The organism is Paenibacillus sp. 2KB_22 (assembly GCF_052115745.1).
Lineage (GTDB): Bacteria > Bacillota > Bacilli > Paenibacillales > Paenibacillaceae > Paenibacillus.
Window position 1 is genome coordinate 1,161,473 of record NZ_JBFRHG010000002.1, and the last position, 19,315, is coordinate 1,180,787.

General features: G+C 45.8%; 14 protein-coding genes. All 14 read right to left on the reverse strand.

The features are described from left to right. Positions 1–2: 2 nt before the first annotated feature. The 14 genes from mraY to AB4111_RS16260 all read right to left on the reverse strand — a co-directional run bounded on the left by mraY (position 3) and on the right by AB4111_RS16260 (position 19,191). A complete protein-coding gene (gene mraY, locus AB4111_RS16195) occupies positions 3–971 on the reverse strand; it encodes a phospho-N-acetylmuramoyl-pentapeptide-transferase (protein WP_047843751.1) in 969 nt (322 codons plus the stop codon). Positions 972–983: 12 nt separating this feature from the next. After that, entirely contained in the window at positions 984–2,396 is a 1,413-nt protein-coding gene (locus AB4111_RS16200; RefSeq protein WP_442032781.1) for a UDP-N-acetylmuramoyl-tripeptide--D-alanyl-D-alanine ligase, read from the reverse strand. Further along, positions 2,396–3,883, reverse strand: coding sequence for a UDP-N-acetylmuramoyl-L-alanyl-D-glutamate--2,6-diaminopimelate ligase (locus tag AB4111_RS16205; protein ID WP_442032346.1), 1,488 nt, complete (start codon positions 3,881–3,883; stop codon positions 2,396–2,398). Before AB4111_RS16205 ends, AB4111_RS16200 begins: the two co-directional genes overlap by 1 nt. A gap of 140 nt (positions 3,884–4,023) precedes the next feature. Continuing rightward, the gene (locus AB4111_RS16210; RefSeq protein WP_442032347.1) at positions 4,024–5,976 is read right to left on the reverse strand and encodes a stage V sporulation protein D; all 1,953 of its coding nucleotides are present in this window, start codon (positions 5,974–5,976) and stop codon (positions 4,024–4,026) included. Positions 5,977–6,070: 94 nt separating this feature from the next. Next, on the reverse strand, positions 6,071–8,407 hold the full coding sequence (locus AB4111_RS16215; RefSeq protein WP_442032348.1) for a penicillin-binding transpeptidase domain-containing protein: 2,337 nt from the start codon (positions 8,405–8,407) through the stop codon (positions 6,071–6,073). 12 nt (positions 8,408–8,419) lie between these two features. Then, the gene (locus AB4111_RS16220) at positions 8,420–8,848 is read right to left on the reverse strand and encodes a hypothetical protein (RefSeq protein WP_442032349.1); all 429 of its coding nucleotides are present in this window, start codon (positions 8,846–8,848) and stop codon (positions 8,420–8,422) included. Between the two features lie 27 nt (positions 8,849–8,875). Continuing rightward, positions 8,876–9,826 carry a 16S rRNA (cytosine(1402)-N(4))-methyltransferase RsmH gene (rsmH, locus tag AB4111_RS16225; RefSeq protein WP_442032350.1) on the reverse strand — a complete coding sequence of 317 codons (951 nt, stop codon included), beginning with the start codon at positions 9,824–9,826 and terminating at the stop codon, positions 8,876–8,878. 18 nt (positions 9,827–9,844) lie between these two features. Then, complete coding sequence (mraZ, locus tag AB4111_RS16230; protein ID WP_091014054.1) at positions 9,845–10,282, reverse strand: division/cell wall cluster transcriptional repressor MraZ; 438 nt, start codon at positions 10,280–10,282, stop codon at positions 9,845–9,847. Between the two features lie 273 nt (positions 10,283–10,555). Beyond that, positions 10,556–11,821, reverse strand: coding sequence for an adenosylhomocysteinase (locus AB4111_RS16235; RefSeq protein ID WP_442032351.1), 1,266 nt, complete (start codon positions 11,819–11,821; stop codon positions 10,556–10,558). 44 nt (positions 11,822–11,865) lie between these two features. After that, positions 11,866–13,497 (reverse strand): bacillithiol biosynthesis cysteine-adding enzyme BshC, encoded by a 1,632-nt coding sequence (gene bshC, locus AB4111_RS16240; RefSeq protein ID WP_442032352.1) that lies wholly within the window; start codon positions 13,495–13,497, stop codon positions 11,866–11,868. A 157-nt stretch (positions 13,498–13,654) separates the two neighbouring features. Continuing rightward, positions 13,655–15,424 (reverse strand): ABC transporter ATP-binding protein, encoded by a 1,770-nt coding sequence (locus AB4111_RS16245; protein ID WP_442032353.1) that lies wholly within the window; start codon positions 15,422–15,424, stop codon positions 13,655–13,657. Positions 15,425–15,441: 17 nt separating this feature from the next. Next, a complete protein-coding gene (locus AB4111_RS16250) occupies positions 15,442–16,323 on the reverse strand; it encodes an ABC transporter permease (protein ID WP_405173030.1) in 882 nt (293 codons plus the stop codon). Positions 16,324–16,370: 47 nt separating this feature from the next. Next, complete coding sequence (locus tag AB4111_RS16255) at positions 16,371–17,303, reverse strand: ABC transporter permease (RefSeq protein WP_442032354.1); 933 nt, start codon at positions 17,301–17,303, stop codon at positions 16,371–16,373. A gap of 190 nt (positions 17,304–17,493) precedes the next feature. Beyond that, on the reverse strand, positions 17,494–19,191 hold the full coding sequence (locus tag AB4111_RS16260; RefSeq protein ID WP_442032355.1) for a peptide ABC transporter substrate-binding protein: 1,698 nt from the start codon (positions 19,189–19,191) through the stop codon (positions 17,494–17,496). Positions 19,192–19,315: the final 124 nt, after the last annotated feature.

Genomic DNA, 19,315 nt, shown 5'->3' on the forward strand with positions numbered 1-19,315 from the left:
ATCTACAACCCCTTGTTGAGATAAAGTCCAAGAGCGGCCAAAATTGCGCCTACCGCCCAGAAGGTAATAACAACCCGCCATTCTGACCAACCACTTAATTCAAAGTGATGGTGAATGGGGCTCATTTTGAATACACGCTTGCCACGAGTCTTGAATGACACCACTTGAATAATAACAGACAGGATCTCGATGACAAAAATACCACCAATGATGACAAATAAAAGCTCAGTTTTGGTTACAATCGCTACCGCACCTATCGCACCGCCAATCCCCAGAGAACCTGTATCTCCCATAAACACTTTGGCCGGATGTGCATTGTATACCAGAAAACCGAGCACGGCTCCGATCATCGCTGCTGCACACACTGCCGCCGGCATCGACGTGGCTTGCATCGCCACGATGGCAAACGCGCCAAAGGCAATCGCACTTACCCCTGACAGCAACCCATCCAGACCGTCAGTAAAGTTAACCGCATTGGTAATGGCAAGCATCATGAATACGACAAACGGATAATAGAACCATCCGGTCCAGTCGAACGAGAATGACGTACCCGGAATAGAGATGGCTGTGCTGTGTCCATTCTGGATCAGCAAGAAACACATCACTGCACTGAAGAACAATTGGCCCAGCATTTTTTGTCTGGCCGTCAATCCCAGCGAACGTTTGAACACAATTTTGATGTAATCATCCAGGAAGCCAATCAGCCCGAATCCCAGCGTAGCCACAAGCAAAACATAAAAGTCTGTATTCTTGACTGCCGAAAATTTCAAAAAGGCCAATGTGAACGCAACTAAAATGACGACTCCACCCATTGTAGGTGTTCCGCTTTTTTTCAAATGGCTTTGAGGCCCATCTTCCCTAACTTGCTGTCCGAATTTCATGCGTCGTAACAGCGGAATCAGGAGCGGTGCGGCAATCACCGCCAGAATAAATGAAACGCCGATTGTTAACAGTAATACCTGAAAATCCATGGGTTCACCCCTCTAGTCTACTCGATTCTGTAATGTTGCTATTTGTAGTGCTTCGACCACGTCCTCCAGCTTCATGCCCCTTGAGGCTTTGAACAAGACAACGTCTCTGGGATGTAGTTTCTCCAGTAGATAACGGGTCATTTCTTCTTTATCTATAAAAGCATGCACAGCCTCTGCCGGCATATGCTTTCTTGCTCCTTCAGCAATATGCGCTGATAGCGAGCCGTATACGAGCACCATGTCCATTTTGGCAGATGTAATATACTCACCAATCCCAAAATGCAGGTCCTGCTCCTGAGGACCAAGTTCAAGCATATCACCAAGCACAGCCACTTTCATCCGGTATCCTTTCAGACCTTCTAGTACATCGATTGCGGCCTTCATGGAGGTAGGACTTGCATTGTATGCATCATTAAGCAGGGTTAGACCACTAACACCTTGAGTAACCTCAATACGCATGCCTGTCAGTTTCAAGTGAGACAATCCCGCGGAAATCTGCTCCGTTGTCACTCCAAAATGACGGGCTACAGCCAAAGCAGCCAGACAGTTAACGACATTATGCGTTCCCAACAGAGGTAGCGTAAATGCATGCTCTCCAGACTGTTTGGTGGTGAAAACGACTCCGCTCTGCGCATTCATAAGCCCGGTAGGATAATCATCATTATCGGTTTGCAGACCAAATGTAAACCGCTGCAATCCATCGGGTTGTTTCGTTGCGGGCTCTTTTAGAACTTGTGCAATTAAAGGCTCGTCTCCGTTGTAGATCAGTAACCCGCCAGGCTTCAGTCCCGCGGCAATCTCGGCTTTGGCTCTGGCAATCTCCAGTCTGGACCCCAGCTGAAGCAGATGAGATTCACCAATATTGGTAATGATCGCTACATCCGGCTGAGCAATAACCGACAGATCGTTAATTTCCCCGCGACCACTCATACCCATCTCCAAAATGATAATTTCCGTATCCGGGTCCATACTCAATACAGTCAGTGGTAAACCAATGTGATTATTAAAGTTACCTTGCGTCTTATGCACTTTGAATGTAGTTGAGAGAATGGCATCCACGATGTCCTTCGTTGTTGTCTTGCCGTTGCTGCCTGTAATGCCGACAACAGCCGCTTTATTCTCATTTAGATAAGCAGATGCTAGTGCTTGCAGTGCGACAAGTGTGTCATCAACCACAATGACAGCTCCTTGTGGCGGAATACCATGATCCTTTTGCCAGATCGCCCCTGCAGCGCCTTTCTCTAAACAGGCTTGCACAAACTCGTGCCCGTCAAACCTTTCACCCACTAACGGGATAAACAAACTGCCTTCCAGGGGTTTACGCGAATCGGTAAACACCCCTTCAACTATTACATTGCCATGAGCAGCAACGTCACTTAGTGTTCCTCCACACATCTCGGCCAATTGTGCCAATGTTCTTTTTATCAATTGGATTTGCCCCTTATCGCTTCTTTGGCTATGATTCGGTCATCAAAATCGGTTTTGGTTGTGCCGATAATCTGATAGGTCTCGTGACCCTTGCCCGCAATCAATACTACATCGGCTGGGCTTGCCATTTCAATAGCTTCATGAATCGCCTGGCGCCGATCCACAATCATCGTATAACGTTCAGCAGGAACAGATTCTTCAATCAGGCCCTGTTCAATGTCTTTGAGAATCAGATCCGGATCTTCTGTCCGTGGATTATCGGAAGTAACCAGTACAAAATCACTATACTTCGCAGCAATTTTCCCCATGAGAGGGCGTTTGGTACGGTCTCTGTCACCACCACAGCCAAACACGCAGATTACACGTCCTTCGGCAAATTCCTTCACCGTCCGTAACACATTCTCCAGTCCATCCGGTGTATGGGCATAATCGACAATAACAGCAAATGGCTGTCCTTCGTCCACTCCTTCCACACGTCCATCCACGCCCGGAACCGTCTCCAGACTGCGCTTGATCTCTTCCAGCGGAATACCTTCCACCAGCGCAGCAGAGATTGCTGCCATGGCATTATACACATTGAATTTGCCTACCATGCGCAAGCGAATATCTGTGCTGCCCGCAAATGTATCCACGTGGAAAGAAGTTCCCTGAGAAGTGATTGAGATTTGGGATGCACGCACATCCGCCTCTTCACCCATGCCATATGTAATCACTTCAGCAGCCGTCACAGAGATGAAATAATCCGCAGCTGGATCATCTGCATTGATGACCGCGAATTTACGCTGTGAAGCATCTTGCGTATAGCCGTTACCCAGCCGTGCAAAGAACAATCCTTTCGCCCCGCGATATTCCTCCATGGAATGATGGTAGTCCAGATGATCCTGCGTCAGGTTAGTGAATACCGCAGTACGGAAGTTGGTTCCCTTTACTCGCCCTTGTTCCAATGCGTGAGAAGAAACTTCCATGACACAACAGTCCGTACCCTTCTGAACCATATCATGCAGACTACGCTGCAGATCAAGCGCTTCTGGTGTCGTTCCTGACATTGGGTAGGTTCGACCGTCATACCGCATTTGAATGGTACCGATCAGTCCTGTCTTGCGTCCATAATCACTCATGATTTTTTCAATCAAATACGTGGTTGTTGTTTTTCCGTTCGTTCCCGTAACACCAATCATATTCATCTTCTGGCTTGGCGAGTCAAAAAAGAAATCTGCCAGAACAGCCATTGCGAACCGGCTGTCCTTCACCAGCAATTGTGGTACAGGCAGTTCCAGTTGTCGTTCAACCACCAATGCGACTGCACCGGCATTGACCGCTTTTTCAGCATAATCATGACCATCTACCGTATGTCCCGGAAGACAGATAAACAGATCACCCGGTTTTACCTGCCGGGAATCTGTCTGAAGGTTTTGGCATTCTGTATTTGGTTCGCCCACGAGACGGGCGGTGGTCAGCATCGATGCAAATTGTTTTAAAAGCACATGAATAACCTCACTTTTCCAATTATACTTCTGTTTTAGCATATGTCTGTATTTATTAATATCGTCAATACAACCAAATAATGAAACGCACCTGGATGAATTTTGTTGCGCTTGAAACCGAAACTGCTCCAGTGCTCAAGTTATTCATCCTTCGTGTGATCATGTGCATCGTTCAGTACATTCCCCATATAAATGCGGATGGTTGATCCCTGTTCTACCCTTGCCCCAGGCTTGGGTGCCTGATTGATTACGTATTTACCACTGCCAGACTTGGCTAGCATAAAATTCATATTCAGATCTTCGTACAGATCTTCGACAGTAGCTCCTGTCAGGTCTGGGACTGTCACGATTTTGGTCTCACCATACTTGTATTCTTTGGCGACCTGATCCTTCCGCACAGGGACATTCATATAATGCAACGCATCTTCAAGGATGTTCTGCACAATCGGGGCGGCAACCACGCCTCCGAACTGAATTCCTTTGGGATTATCCACAGCGGTATAGACCACAATCTGAGGGTCATCTGCAGGTGCAAATCCGATAAAGGATACGATATGCTCGGTTGAGGAATAACGTCCGTTGATGACCTTCTGGGCTGTACCTGTTTTGCCACCGACCCGGTATCCATCAATGAACGCTGGACGTCCTGTGCCTTTGGCGACAACACTCTCGAGTGCTTCACGTACTTGCTTGGACGTATTCTCCGAGATCACCTGACGAACCAGTTCCGGCTTGGCTTCTTCCATGACTTCTCCCGTGACCGGATGAACCCACGCTTTTGTAACATAAGGCTTGTAAAGTTTACCCCCATTGATGGCCGCTGACACAGCTGCTACTTGCTGAATGGGGGTTACCGATACACCTTGACCAAAAGCTGTCGTTGCAAGCTCAACAGGGCCAACTCTGGACAGTTTGAACAGAATTCCACTGGCTTCTCCGCTGAGGTCGATCCCTGTTTTGGTGCCGAAGCCAAAGTCTTTAATATAGGAGAAGAGTGATTCTTTCCCCAGCCTCTGCCCCAAAGCCACAAATCCCGGGTTACATGAGTTCTCTACCACTTGCAAGAAGGTCTGACTTCCATGGCCGCCCTTTTTCCAGCAACGCAGACGGGCTCCACCCACCTCAACATATCCGGGATCAAAAAATTGATCCTGTTGCAGATTGACTTTTTTCTCTTCAAGCGCTGCTGCCAAAGTAATGATCTTAAATGTGGAGCCCGGCTCGTAGGTCATCCAGATCGGTAAATTACGATTGTAGATCTCTGCGGGATATTGCTGATAATCGGCAGGTTCGTATCCCGGCCTGCTGGACATGCCCAAAATTTCACCCGTTTTGGGATTCATCGCTATGGCCAATGCTGAGTTCGCCTGGAACTTCACCATGGCTTGATCCAATTCTCTCTCCATGATGGACTGAATGGATTTATCAATGGTCAGCTTGAGGTTAAGGCCGTCCTTCGGTTCCACATACTTCTCGGATGAGCCCGGCATTAGCCTTCCGGCCGCATCGGACAAGTAGGACACACTGCCATTCAGACCATTCAGCTTATCATCATATTTCTTCTCGACACCCGTTAAACCCTGATTATCAATACCCGTAAAACCAAGAATATGGGCAGCCAAATCATCATAGGGATAAAAACGTTTATTGTCCTCAGCAACAACGATACCCGGAAGCTTCAAATCACGGATGCGCTGAGCTTTCTCCATCGTAATTTTGCGGCCGCCGGGTTGTAGTCGTACAATCAGTTCTCGTTTCTTGATGGTTGCCAGCACTTTTTCTTCCGTCATTCCAAGCAATGGTGCCAGTGCTTTAGCTGTCGTTTCAGCTTCTTTGACCTGAGCCGGGATGGCCATAATGGTCGGTGTTGTCACATTATAGGCCAGAGAGGTTCCATTTCGATCCAGGATCTCCCCTCGCTTGGCTGAATAAGGAATATTACGCCGCCAAGATTCTTCTGCTTTTGCTGACAATTCCGGGCCTTTCCCGAGTTGTACATAAGCAAGCCTGATCATCAGGGCCGAAAATAACAAAACTAAAATCATTAAACTCCATAACAACCTGCGCCGCAGATTTACACTTGATCCCTTCACGAAAAGATCCCCCCACTCGTCCCAAAATCATGACATTCGTTCCCTTCATGAATATTCAGGACAACCGGGGGTTAGAACAAGCTGTCAGAGCTCCCTATGGTAGCGAAGCCCCGTCTGTTGCTGGATCATCAGAAGAAGATTCCGATTCATTGGCAGGAGCCTTGTTGTTATCTGTTTCATCTATTCCGTCCGTTTTACCTTCTCCACCCGAAGCCTCTTGTTCCTTCACTTCAGCTTCTGACGACGGGTCAGAAGAGATTGGAGCCTCATCGGCTATACCAGTCACTGCAGCTTTGGCAGTTTGCAAGTTCAACTGCACGGTTCTCTGCTCACCTGCGACCTGCTCGGTTTGCTTCACGACATAGCCCTCACCCTTGACTGTTACCCCCACTTTCATAAGAGAAAGTACTTCAAGGGCATCACGGAGAGATTCACCCGTTAGATCAGGAATCTTCATCTTGCTGCTTTCTTCCGTTAGCAGATAGATTCGTTGGCCTGGATTCATAGAGGCGCCAGCAACCGGATACTGCCGAATTACATTATCACCTTGACCAAGAGTCACATAAGCAATACCTGCGCTTAGAAGCTGGCTTCTAGCCTGTTTGGCTGTCTTGCCACTCAGGTCAGGCGCCTTCGCTTGCACGACAGAGACTTCTTTTGACTTTTTGTCAGAAGTTTTGGCTGTATCTTTGGGTATTCCCATGTATTGAAGAGTCTGGCTGACAATCTTTTTGAATACCGGGGCAGCCGCGGTTCCTCCCCCAATGTTGGTTCCATCCGGTTGGTCAATGACAACAAGTATAGCAATCTTCGGATTATTGACCGGTGCGAATCCAATAAACGATACAACGTCTTTTGACTTGCTGTATTCTCCGTTAACGACCTTTCTTGCCGTACCCGTCTTACCAGCTACACGGTAACCTTCAATATAGGCATTACGACCAGTACCAATCGTTTGGTCTGCAACCACCTGTTCCAGATAACCACTCACCAGCTTGGAAGATTCCTTCGAAATCACCTGACGAACAACTTTGGGTTTGATCACTTCCGTGGTCCCATCATTCGGGTTCTTGATTTCCTTCACCAGATGTGGCTCCAGCAATTTGCCGCCGTTAGCAATCGCAGAGATTGCTGCGACCTGTTGAATTGGTGTTACCTGTACAAGACCATGACCATAAGCTGCCGTTGCAATCTCGGATTTGTATACAAGTGGCTTGATCGGTGACGCTGACTCATTCGGCAGATCAATACCTGTCTTTTTACCAAAACCGAATTGGTCTATGTAATGACGCAGTCGTTCGCCACCAAGCATGTTATAACCCAAGTTAACAAAGGCAATGTTACTTGACCGTTTGACACCTTCGAGATAAGAAATCCAACCATAGGCATGTCCATTGTCACTAATTGGGAAACCACCGATATACATGCGTTTGGATTCGAAACTTGCATTGGGATCGAAAAGTTTTTCTTCTACAGCCCCTGCTAGCGTAACTATTTTGAATGTACTACCTGGCTCATAGATGGATTGAGTAGCATGATTGATAAAATTCTTTTGATCAGGTGTACTCCCATACGAATTAGGGTTAAAGGTTGGCCAGTTCGCCATCCCTAGAATCTCCATCGTGCTTGGGTCCGCAGCAATGACCGTCATGCTCAGTGGGTTATACTTGGCAACGGCTTCTTTCATTGCATCCTCAATGTAGAACTGGATCGTATCATCGATGGTTAGCGTAAGGTTTTTCCCGTTCTGAGGTGGCAGATAGTTATCCTGTGAATCCGGAAGTTTAATGCCTTTGGCATCCTTCTGATAATTCAGATATCCATCTGTACCAGTCAGTGCTTCATCATATGAGACTTCAAGTCCATTGACAGCTTTCCCGTCACGGCTCATATATCCCAAGAGGTGAGAAGCAAGTGTTTCTTCAGGGTAAAAACGCTTCGACTCTTGAGCCATGACAATGGCATTACGAGCCTTGTATTCTTCTTGTAATTCCTCTCGCAGTTCGTTGACTTTTTCTGCAAGCTCAGGACTTATCTTATATCCTTCACTGCGTACTTCACGCTGCTGAAAAAACTTACCCTTTGCATTTTTGGCTGTGACCAGAGCACGCATCTCACTCTCATTTTTCCCCAGAAGGGCTGAGAGCTTTTCCGTCACTACATCCTGAATCCCAAGTTCATTAATTAATAGAGGATTCACGGAAACCGTATATGCAGGCGAATCAGTAGCCAGAACGTTACCATTGCGGTCCGTAATCGTCCCACGTGCTGCTTTAATCGTCTGTTCCCGCTCTACCAAACCGGCTGCCCGTTCCTGCCATACACCGCCATTCACAACTTGAATGAAAAAGATTCGGGTTACGAGTACAAGAAAAAAGAGGGTAATACATCCCCCTATAAGCAACGTGCGCATCTTTATTCTTTTTACCATCGGAACACCTCTCTACTTACTGCTAGATGTATTTGAGGACGATTCAGTACCTGTTGATTTCGTACTTGTTGAGCGAGGTACAAAAATGACATCCTTACCGGAAGCTTCAACGTAACCAAGTTGTTTTGCATTTTCGATGACCTGGTTATTCAATGTTTCTTTTTCCACCTGCAAGTCTGCTATCGTCTTCTCATATCCCTTGACTTCCGAAATAGTAGCCTGTGCCTGTTTGTTCAGATCATAGATATGAGCATAACGAGACATTAAAGCTCCACCAACAAGGATAACTGCAACCAGGGTAATCAGATACAAAATCTTCTCGCGTGCCGGAAGACCCGTACGACGGGTCACCACTTTGGTGGTTTCTTTGTATCGTTGCTGGGTCACACGTTCCTGGGACGCTTTTTCTTTTACAGCGAGATTACCACGTGTATATGCCATACTCCGATTCTCTCCTCCACTCTTGATCTACAATTTCTCGGCTACGCGCAGCTTGGCTGAACGAGCACGTGAATTTTCGGCCAATTCCGTTTCCGTTGGACTCAACGGTTTTCTGTTAACTAAACGCAGGGTACCCTTGCCGCCGCATACACACAACGGAAAATCGGGTGGACATGTACATTTTTCCAGATAACTGCTGAAAATCTGTTTACATATCCGATCCTCAAGGGAGTGGAAGGTAATAACAGATACACGTCCTCCTGGTGCCAGACAACGAACAGCCTGATGCAAGCCTTCTTCAAACGCACCCAACTCATCGTTAACGGCAATACGTAAAGCCTGGAAGCTGCGTTTGGCAGGATGTCCACCAGTACGGCGAGCTGCCGCCGGGATGCCTTCCTTGATCAGTTCCACGAGTTCACCTGTCGTCTCAATGGTGGACTGCGCTCGTTTTCCGACGATAACACGCGCGATTCTTCTCGAAAACTTCTCTTCACCATAGCGATACAGAATTCGAGCAATCTCTTCTTCTGGCCACTCATTCACAATCTCTTTGGCCGTCAGCATTGCATCCTGGTCCATTCGCATATCGAGCGGAGCATCGTGATTGTAGCTGAATCCACGTTCTCCTTCATCAAATTGCGGAGATGACACACCCAAGTCGTACAAAATACCGTCGACCTGTGGTATACCATCCTTCATTGGTACATCCAGATCCTTAAGTACCTGTTCCAGATCTCGAAAATTGGTTTTCACCAATGTTACACGATCTCCATAGGCAGCGAGCTTCTCGCGAGCATTATCCAAAGCCCAATCATCCTGATCAAGTGCGATCAGACGTCCCCCTGGACCGAGTTTGGACGCAATCACGGAGCTGTGTCCGCCACCGCCTAAAGTGCAGTCCACGTATATACCGTCCTGCTTGATGTTTAATCCCTCTGTTGCCTCTTCTTTGAGTACGGTTATGTGGTGAAACAACCTGCACCCCTCCTGACTTTATAAATCAAAATTAAAATCGACCAGCTTTTCGGCAATGTCGTTGAATGCTTCTTCGGATTGATTGAAATAACTCTCCCATATGCCTTTGCTCCAAATCTCCACCCGGTTCGACACGCCAAGAACAACACAATCCTTGTCCAGCTTGGCATACTCTCTTAAATTGCCCGGCAGATTTACCCTGCCCTGTTTGTCCAGTTCACATTCGGTTGCACCCGAGAAAAAAAACCGGGTAAACGCACGTGCATCAGATTTCATCAATGGCAGTGCTTTGAGCTTCTGTTCCATGACCCCCCACTCCTCCATGGGGTACACGAAAAGACACTGGTCCAAACCCCGTGTGACAACGAAAGACGATCCCAGAGATTCGCGGAATTTGGCCGGAATGATAACCCGACCCTTATCATCAATGCTATGTTGGAACTCCCCCATAAACATTGGCCCACTCACTCCTCACCCGTTTCTCCCACTTTGCCCCACTTTCCACCACCTAAGCATAATAGATTCGCACAAAAAAATCAAAACCCTTCTTGCATTACTTGATTTTTTAATTTTTCAGCATAAAAAAACGCCTTTGATCCTGTCACTCAGGATCAAAGACGTTTCCCGTAAACGGGCAATCGTATGTCTACACGCACATGAGCCATATCATCAATAAACCATTCTATACCCTTTGAATCATTTCATCAGCTTGTAATTATTGGATAACTCTTAAAATTTCCAGCTATCCAGGTATTTTTCTTGCTCGGGAGACAAAGAGTCGATACCAATATTCAAACTTTCAAGTTTATAGCTGGCAACCTGTTGGTCAATATCATACGGTACATTAACAACGTTTTTACCCAACTCAGCATAGTTCTCACTCACATAACGCAAACCAAGAGCCTGCAGAGCAAACGTCGTATCCATGATTTCGGCAGGGTGACCATCTGCTGCACCCAGGTTCACAAGACGACCTTCTGCAAGAAGGTACATTTTACGACCATCTTTGAAACGATACTCCTCAATGTTACGGCGAACTGTGCGAATCGATTCCGAACGTTTTGCCAGTTCAGGTTTATTCACTTCAACATCAAAGTGACCAGCATTACTCAGGATTGCTCCGTCCTTCATCACATCGTAATGCTCACCCGTGATAACATCCTTATTTCCTGTAACTGCGATAAAGAAATCGCCCAATTTGGCGGCTTCCACCATCGTCATGACCCGGAACCCGTCCATGTGTGCCTCTACCGCTTTGATTGGATCGATCTCGGTTACGATCACATTCGCTCCAAGACCTTTGGCGCGCATAGCTACACCTTTACCACACCAGCCATAACCTGCTACCACTACGTTTTTACCAGCGATAACCAAGTTGGTTGTACGAATAATTCCGTCGAATGCAGATTGTCCTGTACCGTAGCGATTATCGAACAGATACTTGCAGTATGCGTCATTAACCGCAACCATTGGAAACTTCAATTGGCCTTCTTTCGCCAATGCTTTCAAACGAATAATACCCGTTGTCGTTTCCTCTGCTCCGCCGCGAATTGTTGCTGCAAGGTCAGGACGCTCGGATGCAATAATGGTTGCAAAGTCTCCACCATCATCAATAATGAGATCAGGCTTCACCTCAAGCGCACGAAGTTGCAGTGATTTGAATTCCGCAGGTTCCGGATTGTACTTCGCATACACGGTAACGCCGTCTTCCACTAATGCTGCGCAGACATCATCTTGTGTAGACAACGGGTTGCTGTGCGTAATCGTTACTTCCGCCCCACCGGCTTGGATCACTTTTGCCAAGTAAGCTGTTTTCGCCTCCAGATGAAGACAAATCGCCACCTTCAAACCTTTGAAAGGCATATCCTGTTCGAACTGGCGACGAATGCGGTTCAGTACCGGCATGTGTGCCTCTACCCAATCAATTTTCAGATGACCCTCTGAAGCGAGTCCCATATCTTTAACAATACTGTTTTGCAACGCAGGTGTAGTCATTCCATATCCTCCTCGTTTATGTGTTTCTTCTATTATAAAGGGCTCTATAGTGCAATTACCTTGTGCTCTCCAAGGAATTCGCTTGAGGCCTTAATCAGTTCATCGATCCACTCGGTGCCATAACGATTCAGGTAAAAGAGTGCATTATGTACTCGTTCCTGTGGTTTGCCCGTTGGAAATAAGGAGTTTTGAATGCCGTTCCAGTGCCTTAGACTCACATTATGTTTATCTTCGATGGCTTTGTGAGTCTGCTGTTTCAGATACTGCATTTGCTCGTTGATTTTACTCAAATTGGTATCGCCAATTCGTTCCAGTCCCGGATGAATCTCCGCGATCTCATCTAGCAATGGTCCATACAGATCAAGAAACGCTTCCTGAACCTTGTCAAACTGTTCATCTACCTGGAACGTCTCCTGTTGTGCGAGCCACTGCTCCTTCTTTTCTTCCATATGATATTGTACATCCTGAAAAGAAAGTCCATATTGTTTCATATGTTTGTGATGAATATCTTCGATAATGGTGAAGGACAACCGCGGCAACAAAATGGGCATTTGCAGTCCGAACTGACAGAATGCTTCCCGAGTCAAACCCCAATATGCAATTTCACCTTGCCCCAAAATAACAGCGGCTACAGGCAGCACGGAATCCTGCATTAAAGGTCGCGTCAATACGTTGTTACTGAAGCGCTCCGGATGTTCTTCCAGTTCCTGAAGCAAACGCTCCTCCGTGAAAGAAACCAAACCTTTGCGATCACTATATAAACCGTCCTTCAACAACAGGAGCAGACGCGTACCTTCATGAATGTAGAACAGATTCGCTCCATCCTCCGCTACTTCGGCAGGCATAGCATAACCAGCTTGTTGTACCAACGAAGCTCCTTGTGTATACGCGTTGCGCAGCACTTCATTTTTGCGTATCAACCGCTCAAACACGGGCTGTTCCAACCTGCGTAACTCTGGATCGGATGCATCCATTAGAACAAGTCCACTGCTGGCAAACAAGGCAGATATCATGCGGGCAAATGCATCACTCAGATTTGAACTGGATTGATGGATCTCTCTGATACATTTCATCAATCCTGGTTTATGTATCGTATCAGGTAACAGATGTTCCACCTGTTCGATTACATTCATCCACTGCTGCGTATCCACATGAACATTACTCACAGAATCCCTTCCTGCGAATCGTCCTTGTAACTTGACCTTCTTCATATCTCCCTGATGATCAGGTAGATACGTATGGTTAACCTCATCCCAGTCATGGTCTTCACCAGCAATCCAAAATACTGGGACTACCGGGCGTTGAAGTCTTTCTTCCGCTTCACGCGCAGCTGCCACTACGCTGGCGGCTTTGTATATGACGAACAGTGGTCCGGTGAGCAGACCGCTCTGCTGTCCTCCTGTTACCACTAGTGCATCTTGTTCTGCAAGACGTGTGATGGACGCATGAACCTCTCCATGGTCGTTCACCCGCTTGTTATATATACGTAAATACTCTGCCAGATCACGCCGATCAATACGTGTGTTTTCCGATTGGTCCAGCCATTCGGCACGCGACTGAAGTCCTGATTCCCAGCGAATGTCATACTCGTAAAGGCCACGCGCAGCATCTCTTGAACAGATATAATCTTCTGCAAGTTTTGATCCGCTGCGGAGTGCCTCGGTAATACCGTTCATGAGGTCTGCCTCCTATTCTGCTTCAAAGAGCCTTTCTTGATTGTACCGAATTCAAGGCCGCTTCGTCAAAAGAAAGTGATTAAAATACGAAAAAAACCGCCGAACGAGTCGGCGGCACTTAATACATCAATAATAGCATATCGCTTTAATATTCCTATTATACGTAAGGTTCTGCAACCCAGTGACCTTTGGAAACCTCAATCAATTGAGCATTTTCCAGATTGTACGGGTCATTTGCAGGACCACCGGATCCATTTTGAATCGGGCTCATATGCTCTTCCGGCAGCAAGATGCGACGTTTGTTCGCTTCCACTTCCGGATCAGGTACAGGGATCGCTGAGAGCAACGTTTTCGTATAAGGGTGGACAGGGTTCGCATACAATTCTTCACTTTCTGCGAGCTCAACCACTTTCCCCATATACATTACAGCGACACGGTCACTGATATGTTTAACCATCGACAAGTCATGCGCAATGAACAGGTATGTCAAGCCGAGACGTTGCTGGAGTTCTTCAAGCAATTTAACGACCTGCGCTTGAATGGATACATCCAGTGCAGACAATGGCTCATCACAGATGATAAATTTAGGGTCTACAGCAAGTGCACGCGCAATCCCGATCCGTTGTCTTTGACCACCGGAGAATTCATGTGGATAACGAAGTGCATGACTTGGATTCAAACCTACCAGGTCAAGCAGCTCTTCCACTCTTCTCTTGCGCTCTTTAGAGCTGGAAGCCAGACCATGAATATCAAGGGACTCTCCGATAATATCCATAACATTGAAACGAGGGTTAAGGGATGCATATGGATCTTGGAAGATCATCTGCATATCTTTACGCATTTCTTTCATTTTGCGCGGGGACAACTTATAGATATCCGTTCCGTTAAAGTTAACATTTCCGCCCGTTGGCTCATAAAGACGCAGAATAGTACGACCTGTTGTGGATTTACCACAACCGGACTCACCTACAACGCCAAGTGTTTCACCTTCAAAGATATCAAAGCTTACATCATTGACCGCTTTGAGAATGTTACCTTTACCCAAATTAAAGTACTGTTTCAAGTTTTTCACTTGTACCAGCGGCTTGTTGCTGCCTTTGATAATACCAGCTGGAGCTGGTTTTTCCTTTTTGGGCTCGTCCAGGCGAGGTAAAGCATTGAGCAATTTAATCGTATATGGATGTTGTGGGTTACTGAAGATTTCAGCAGTTGTTCCTGTTTCAACAACTTCGCCTTCTTTCATAACAACAACACGGTCACACATACCCGCTACGACACCAAGGTCATGCGTAATCAGCATAATTGATGTTCCAAGCTTTTGCTGCATGTCTTTCATTACATCCAGAATTTGAGCCTGAATTGTAACGTCAAGTGCAGTTGTCGGCTCATCCGCAATCAGAAGGGATGGACGACATGCAAGCGCGATTGCAATCATGGCACGCTGACGCATACCACCAGAGAATTGGTGTGGGTAATGATTCATGCGGATTGCCGCATTTTTAATTCCTACAAGTTCCAGCATTTCCAAAGCAGCTTTATCCGCCGCTTGTTTGGACATGTTCTGATGCTTGCGCAATACTTCGGTAATTTGTTTACCAATTTTAATGGTAGGATTCAAAGAAGTCATTGGATCTTGGAAGATCATACCGATATCTTTACCACGAATCGCTTCCATTTGTTTGTCTGTCTTATTCAGCAGGTCTTGCCCGTGAAAAGTAATTTCTCCGCTTTTGACCTTCGAAGGCGGGGAGGGAATCAATTTCATGATGGTTTGGGCGGTAACACTCTTACCACTACCAGATTCACCTACGATCCCCAGCGTCTCTCCTTTGCCAATTTCAAAACTCACATTTTTAACGGCATCAAATTCACCAGAGCGCGTTGAGAATGATACGCTCAAGTCCTTGACTGTTAAAATCGGCTCCATAATCCCACCTCCTATTTCTATTTACGTAATTTCGGATCAAGCGCGTCGCGCAAACCGTCACCGAGCAAGTTAAATGCAAGCATCGTCAGAACCATCAGACCTGCAGGGAACCACATCCGCCAAGGATACAGCGTCCAGCCTGTGAGTGCGTCATTGATCATGGATCCCAGGGATGATCTCGGTGCAGATACACCAAGTCCGAGGAAGCTCAGAAACGCCTCAGCAAAGATCGCATTAGGAATTGACAATGTCAACGTTACGATAATCGGGCCAATCGCATTTGGCAACAAGTGGCGGAACAATTGACGTCCTGTACTTGCCCCCATGGAGCGGGCCGCGAGAATGAAGTCTCTGTTTTTAAGTTGCATAATCTCACCACGTACAATCCAGGACATACTGATCCAGCCCGTAATGGTGAGGGCAATGATGATGGTTGTCAGACTTGGTTCCAATACAACCAGCAACAAGATAACAACGAGCATGTAAGGCAGGGAGTACAAAATTTCAGAGAACTTGTTCATGATTCCATCAACACGTCCGCCGTAGTAACCCATAATTGCACCGTAGATTACACCTATAACAAGGTCAATCAGAGCTGCTGCCAAACCGACAGTAAGGGATACACGAGCACCAACCCATGTTCTTACCCACACGTCACGACCCAAGTCGTCTGTACCAAACCAGTGTTCGGCACTAGGTGCCGCGTTGGCATTCATCAAATCATTGGAATAATAATTATAACTTGTAAACAAAGAAGTTGGACCAATCAAAGCGAAAATCACGACAAGAACCAACACACTCAGACTGATCATTGCAGCCTTATTGGTTGCAAGTCTGTACATGGCATCTTTAAAAAGGGATACACTTTCTTGCGGTTTAACCGCTGCCTGACTAGTCAGGTTCGTGTTCGCCGTTTCATTCTTTTTATTATTCGTGCCAGACAACGTTATGCCCCCTTCCGGCTTTCCAGCTTAATTCTAGGATCAATTAGTACATAAGCGATATCCGTCAGGAAGCGTGCCAACATGAGGAGAATACCATAGAAAATCGTGATTCCCATAATCATGGTGTAATCCCGGTTAGTGATGCTTTCTACGAATACTTTACCAATTCCCCCGATGTTAAAGATCTGTTCAATAACAACGGAACCTGTAATGATGTTTGCTGTCATTGGACCAACATAAGTTACTACCGGTAAAATACCATTTCGAACAACGTGTTTAAACATAATAGCAGGCCATTTCAAACCTTTGGCTTTAGCTGTTTTGATATAATCTGCATGTAGAACTTCCAGCATACTGGAACGAGTCAAACGTGCGATAAAGGCAATTGGTGATGCAGACAATGCTGCAACAGGGAGAACATAGTCAAGTGGACCGTCGAAGCCCATAACATTGAACCATCCCAATTTGAAAGCAAATACATATTGCAATAACGATGCAAGCAAGAAGCTCGGAACAGCAATACCTATGACAGCAACGACCATGGTGACATCATCAATCAATTTGCGGTGATAAACTGCTGCGAGAAGACCCAACAACACACCAACAACGATGGAGATAAGGATTGCAAAAATTCCAAGCTTCAGTGAAGCTGTGAATGTTTGAGTAATCATGTCCGTTACATCCTGGTTCAGATACCTCATAGAAACGCCAAAATCCCCTTTAAGGATTCCACCCATATACTTCAGGTATTGTTCATACATCGGTTTATCCAAACCGTACTTAACTTCTAAGAGCGCACGAATTTCTGGCGATAGTTTCTTTTCTGCTGTAAACGGGTCACCAGGAATGGCCTTCATTAGGAAGAAAGTCAGCGATGCGAGTATGAAAAGCGATAGCAGCATAAATAATAGTTTTTTCAACACATACTTAACCAACCCTTGCACACCTCCACAAACAATATTTTGTATACAAATCGATTGTAGAATTAGACAGAAATAAAGTCCAATCCATTTATCGGAAATTTCAAGAATTATAAGGAAAATCGGTGCACATACAAAAAAATCGGGATATATATGGAATTCCACATATATATCCCGAAGTAATCATATTAGACTTCAGAACAACTTATTTCTCTTCCAGATATGCACGAGTGAAGTCAATAGCTCCACTGAAATCAAGTTGTACGCCTTTCAGGTAAGGCTTAGTCAAAGATACGTTAGTGTAGTAATAGATCGGCATAACGCCCATTTCATCTTGAATCAGGATTTTCTCAGCGTCAGCAAATGCAGCCATACGTGCAGCTGGATCAGCGGATTTTACAGTTTCTTTAACATCTTTGTCATACTGTTCGTTGCTGAATTTGGAATCATTGTTTGTGTTTCCAGTAGTCCACATTTCCAAGAAGTTGTATGGATCGTTGTAGTCAGCAGACCAGCCTGCACGAGCTACTTGGAAGTTTTGGTTTTGACGGTTCTCAAGGAATACGCCCCACTCTTGGTTCTCTGTTTTCACATCAACACCAAGATTTTGTTTCCACATGTCAGCAACCGCCAAAGCGATTTTCGCGTGACCGTCACTAGTATTGTAGATCAAAGTAACAGCTGGCAATGTTGTGTAACCTTCTTCTTTCATACCTTCAGCAAGCAATTTTTTAGCTTCATCCACATTTTCTGTGAAGTAATCGTCTTTGTGCTCATCACGGAATTCGCCGTTTTCACCACGGATACCTGGAGGTACAAAGCCGAATGCTGGAATTTGACCACCTTGTGTTACTTTGTCAACAATCAGTTGACGTTGAATTGCCATTGCAAATGCTTTACGGATTTTAACGTTGTTAAATGGTGCTTCGTTTACGTTGAACTGGTAGTAGTACGTACTTGCAATACCAGTAGCTTTGAACTCGTCCGGCAATTCCGCTTTTACAGAAGGAATTTGGTCGGATGGAATTTCACCGTTAGGTGCACCAGTGTAGTCCAATTGTCCTGATTTGTACGCTTGCAGTTCGGAAGCACTGCTGTTTGTCAGAGACATATCGATTTGAGCCAGTTTGATGTCAGCAGCTGCATGGTAACCATCGTTTTTCTTCACAACAATTTTTTGACCTTTAGCGTATTGATCCATTACAAATGGTCCGTTAACGATCATGTTTTTGTAGTCAGTGAAGAATTTGTCATTTGTATCAGCAGATGCATGTACTGGGTAGTACGTGTAGAATGCTGTCAGACCCAAGAAGTAAGGTGTTGGGTTTTCCAACGTTACTTCAAGCGTGTGCTCATCAGTAGCTTTAACACCTACTTGAGAGAAGTCTGTGATTTTAGTACCTTTATATGTTTCGTCTTTGCTCAGGTTGTAACCTTCAGCACCTTTGATGTAGTACAATTGGTATGCATATGGAGAAGCTGTTTCCGGTTTCAAAGCGCGTTCCCAAGAACGAACAAAGTCTTCGGCAGTGATTGCATCACCATTGCTCCATTTGGCATCCGGGTTCAGGTTGAAAACATATTTCAAACCATCTTCGGAGATTGTCCAGTCTTTAGCAACACCTGGAGCTTCTTTACCATCAGCATCGATGCGTACAAGACCTTCATACAAGAATTTCAGAACTGTGTTGGTTTGGCTGTCTTTTGCTTGAGCCGGGTCCAACGTAGGAGGTTCAGCTGACAGGTTGATTTTCAGAATTTGATCTTTAGCAAGACCATTTCCTTCGCTTGCAGAACCAGTATCGGTGTTACCTGTGCCTTCGTTTTTCGATCCGCACGCTGCAAGTACGGTACCGAACGCCAAAATCAGCGTCAAAAGGACTAATAGACTTTTCCTTTTCATCTAACACGTTCCCCCTAAATTGATATGGTTTATATGTTTATAGATTATACAACCACCGGTCAAAAAAATCTACATTACTTTTTCAGAAAGTAATGTTTTTTTCAGTTTTCGACAAAATCGACAC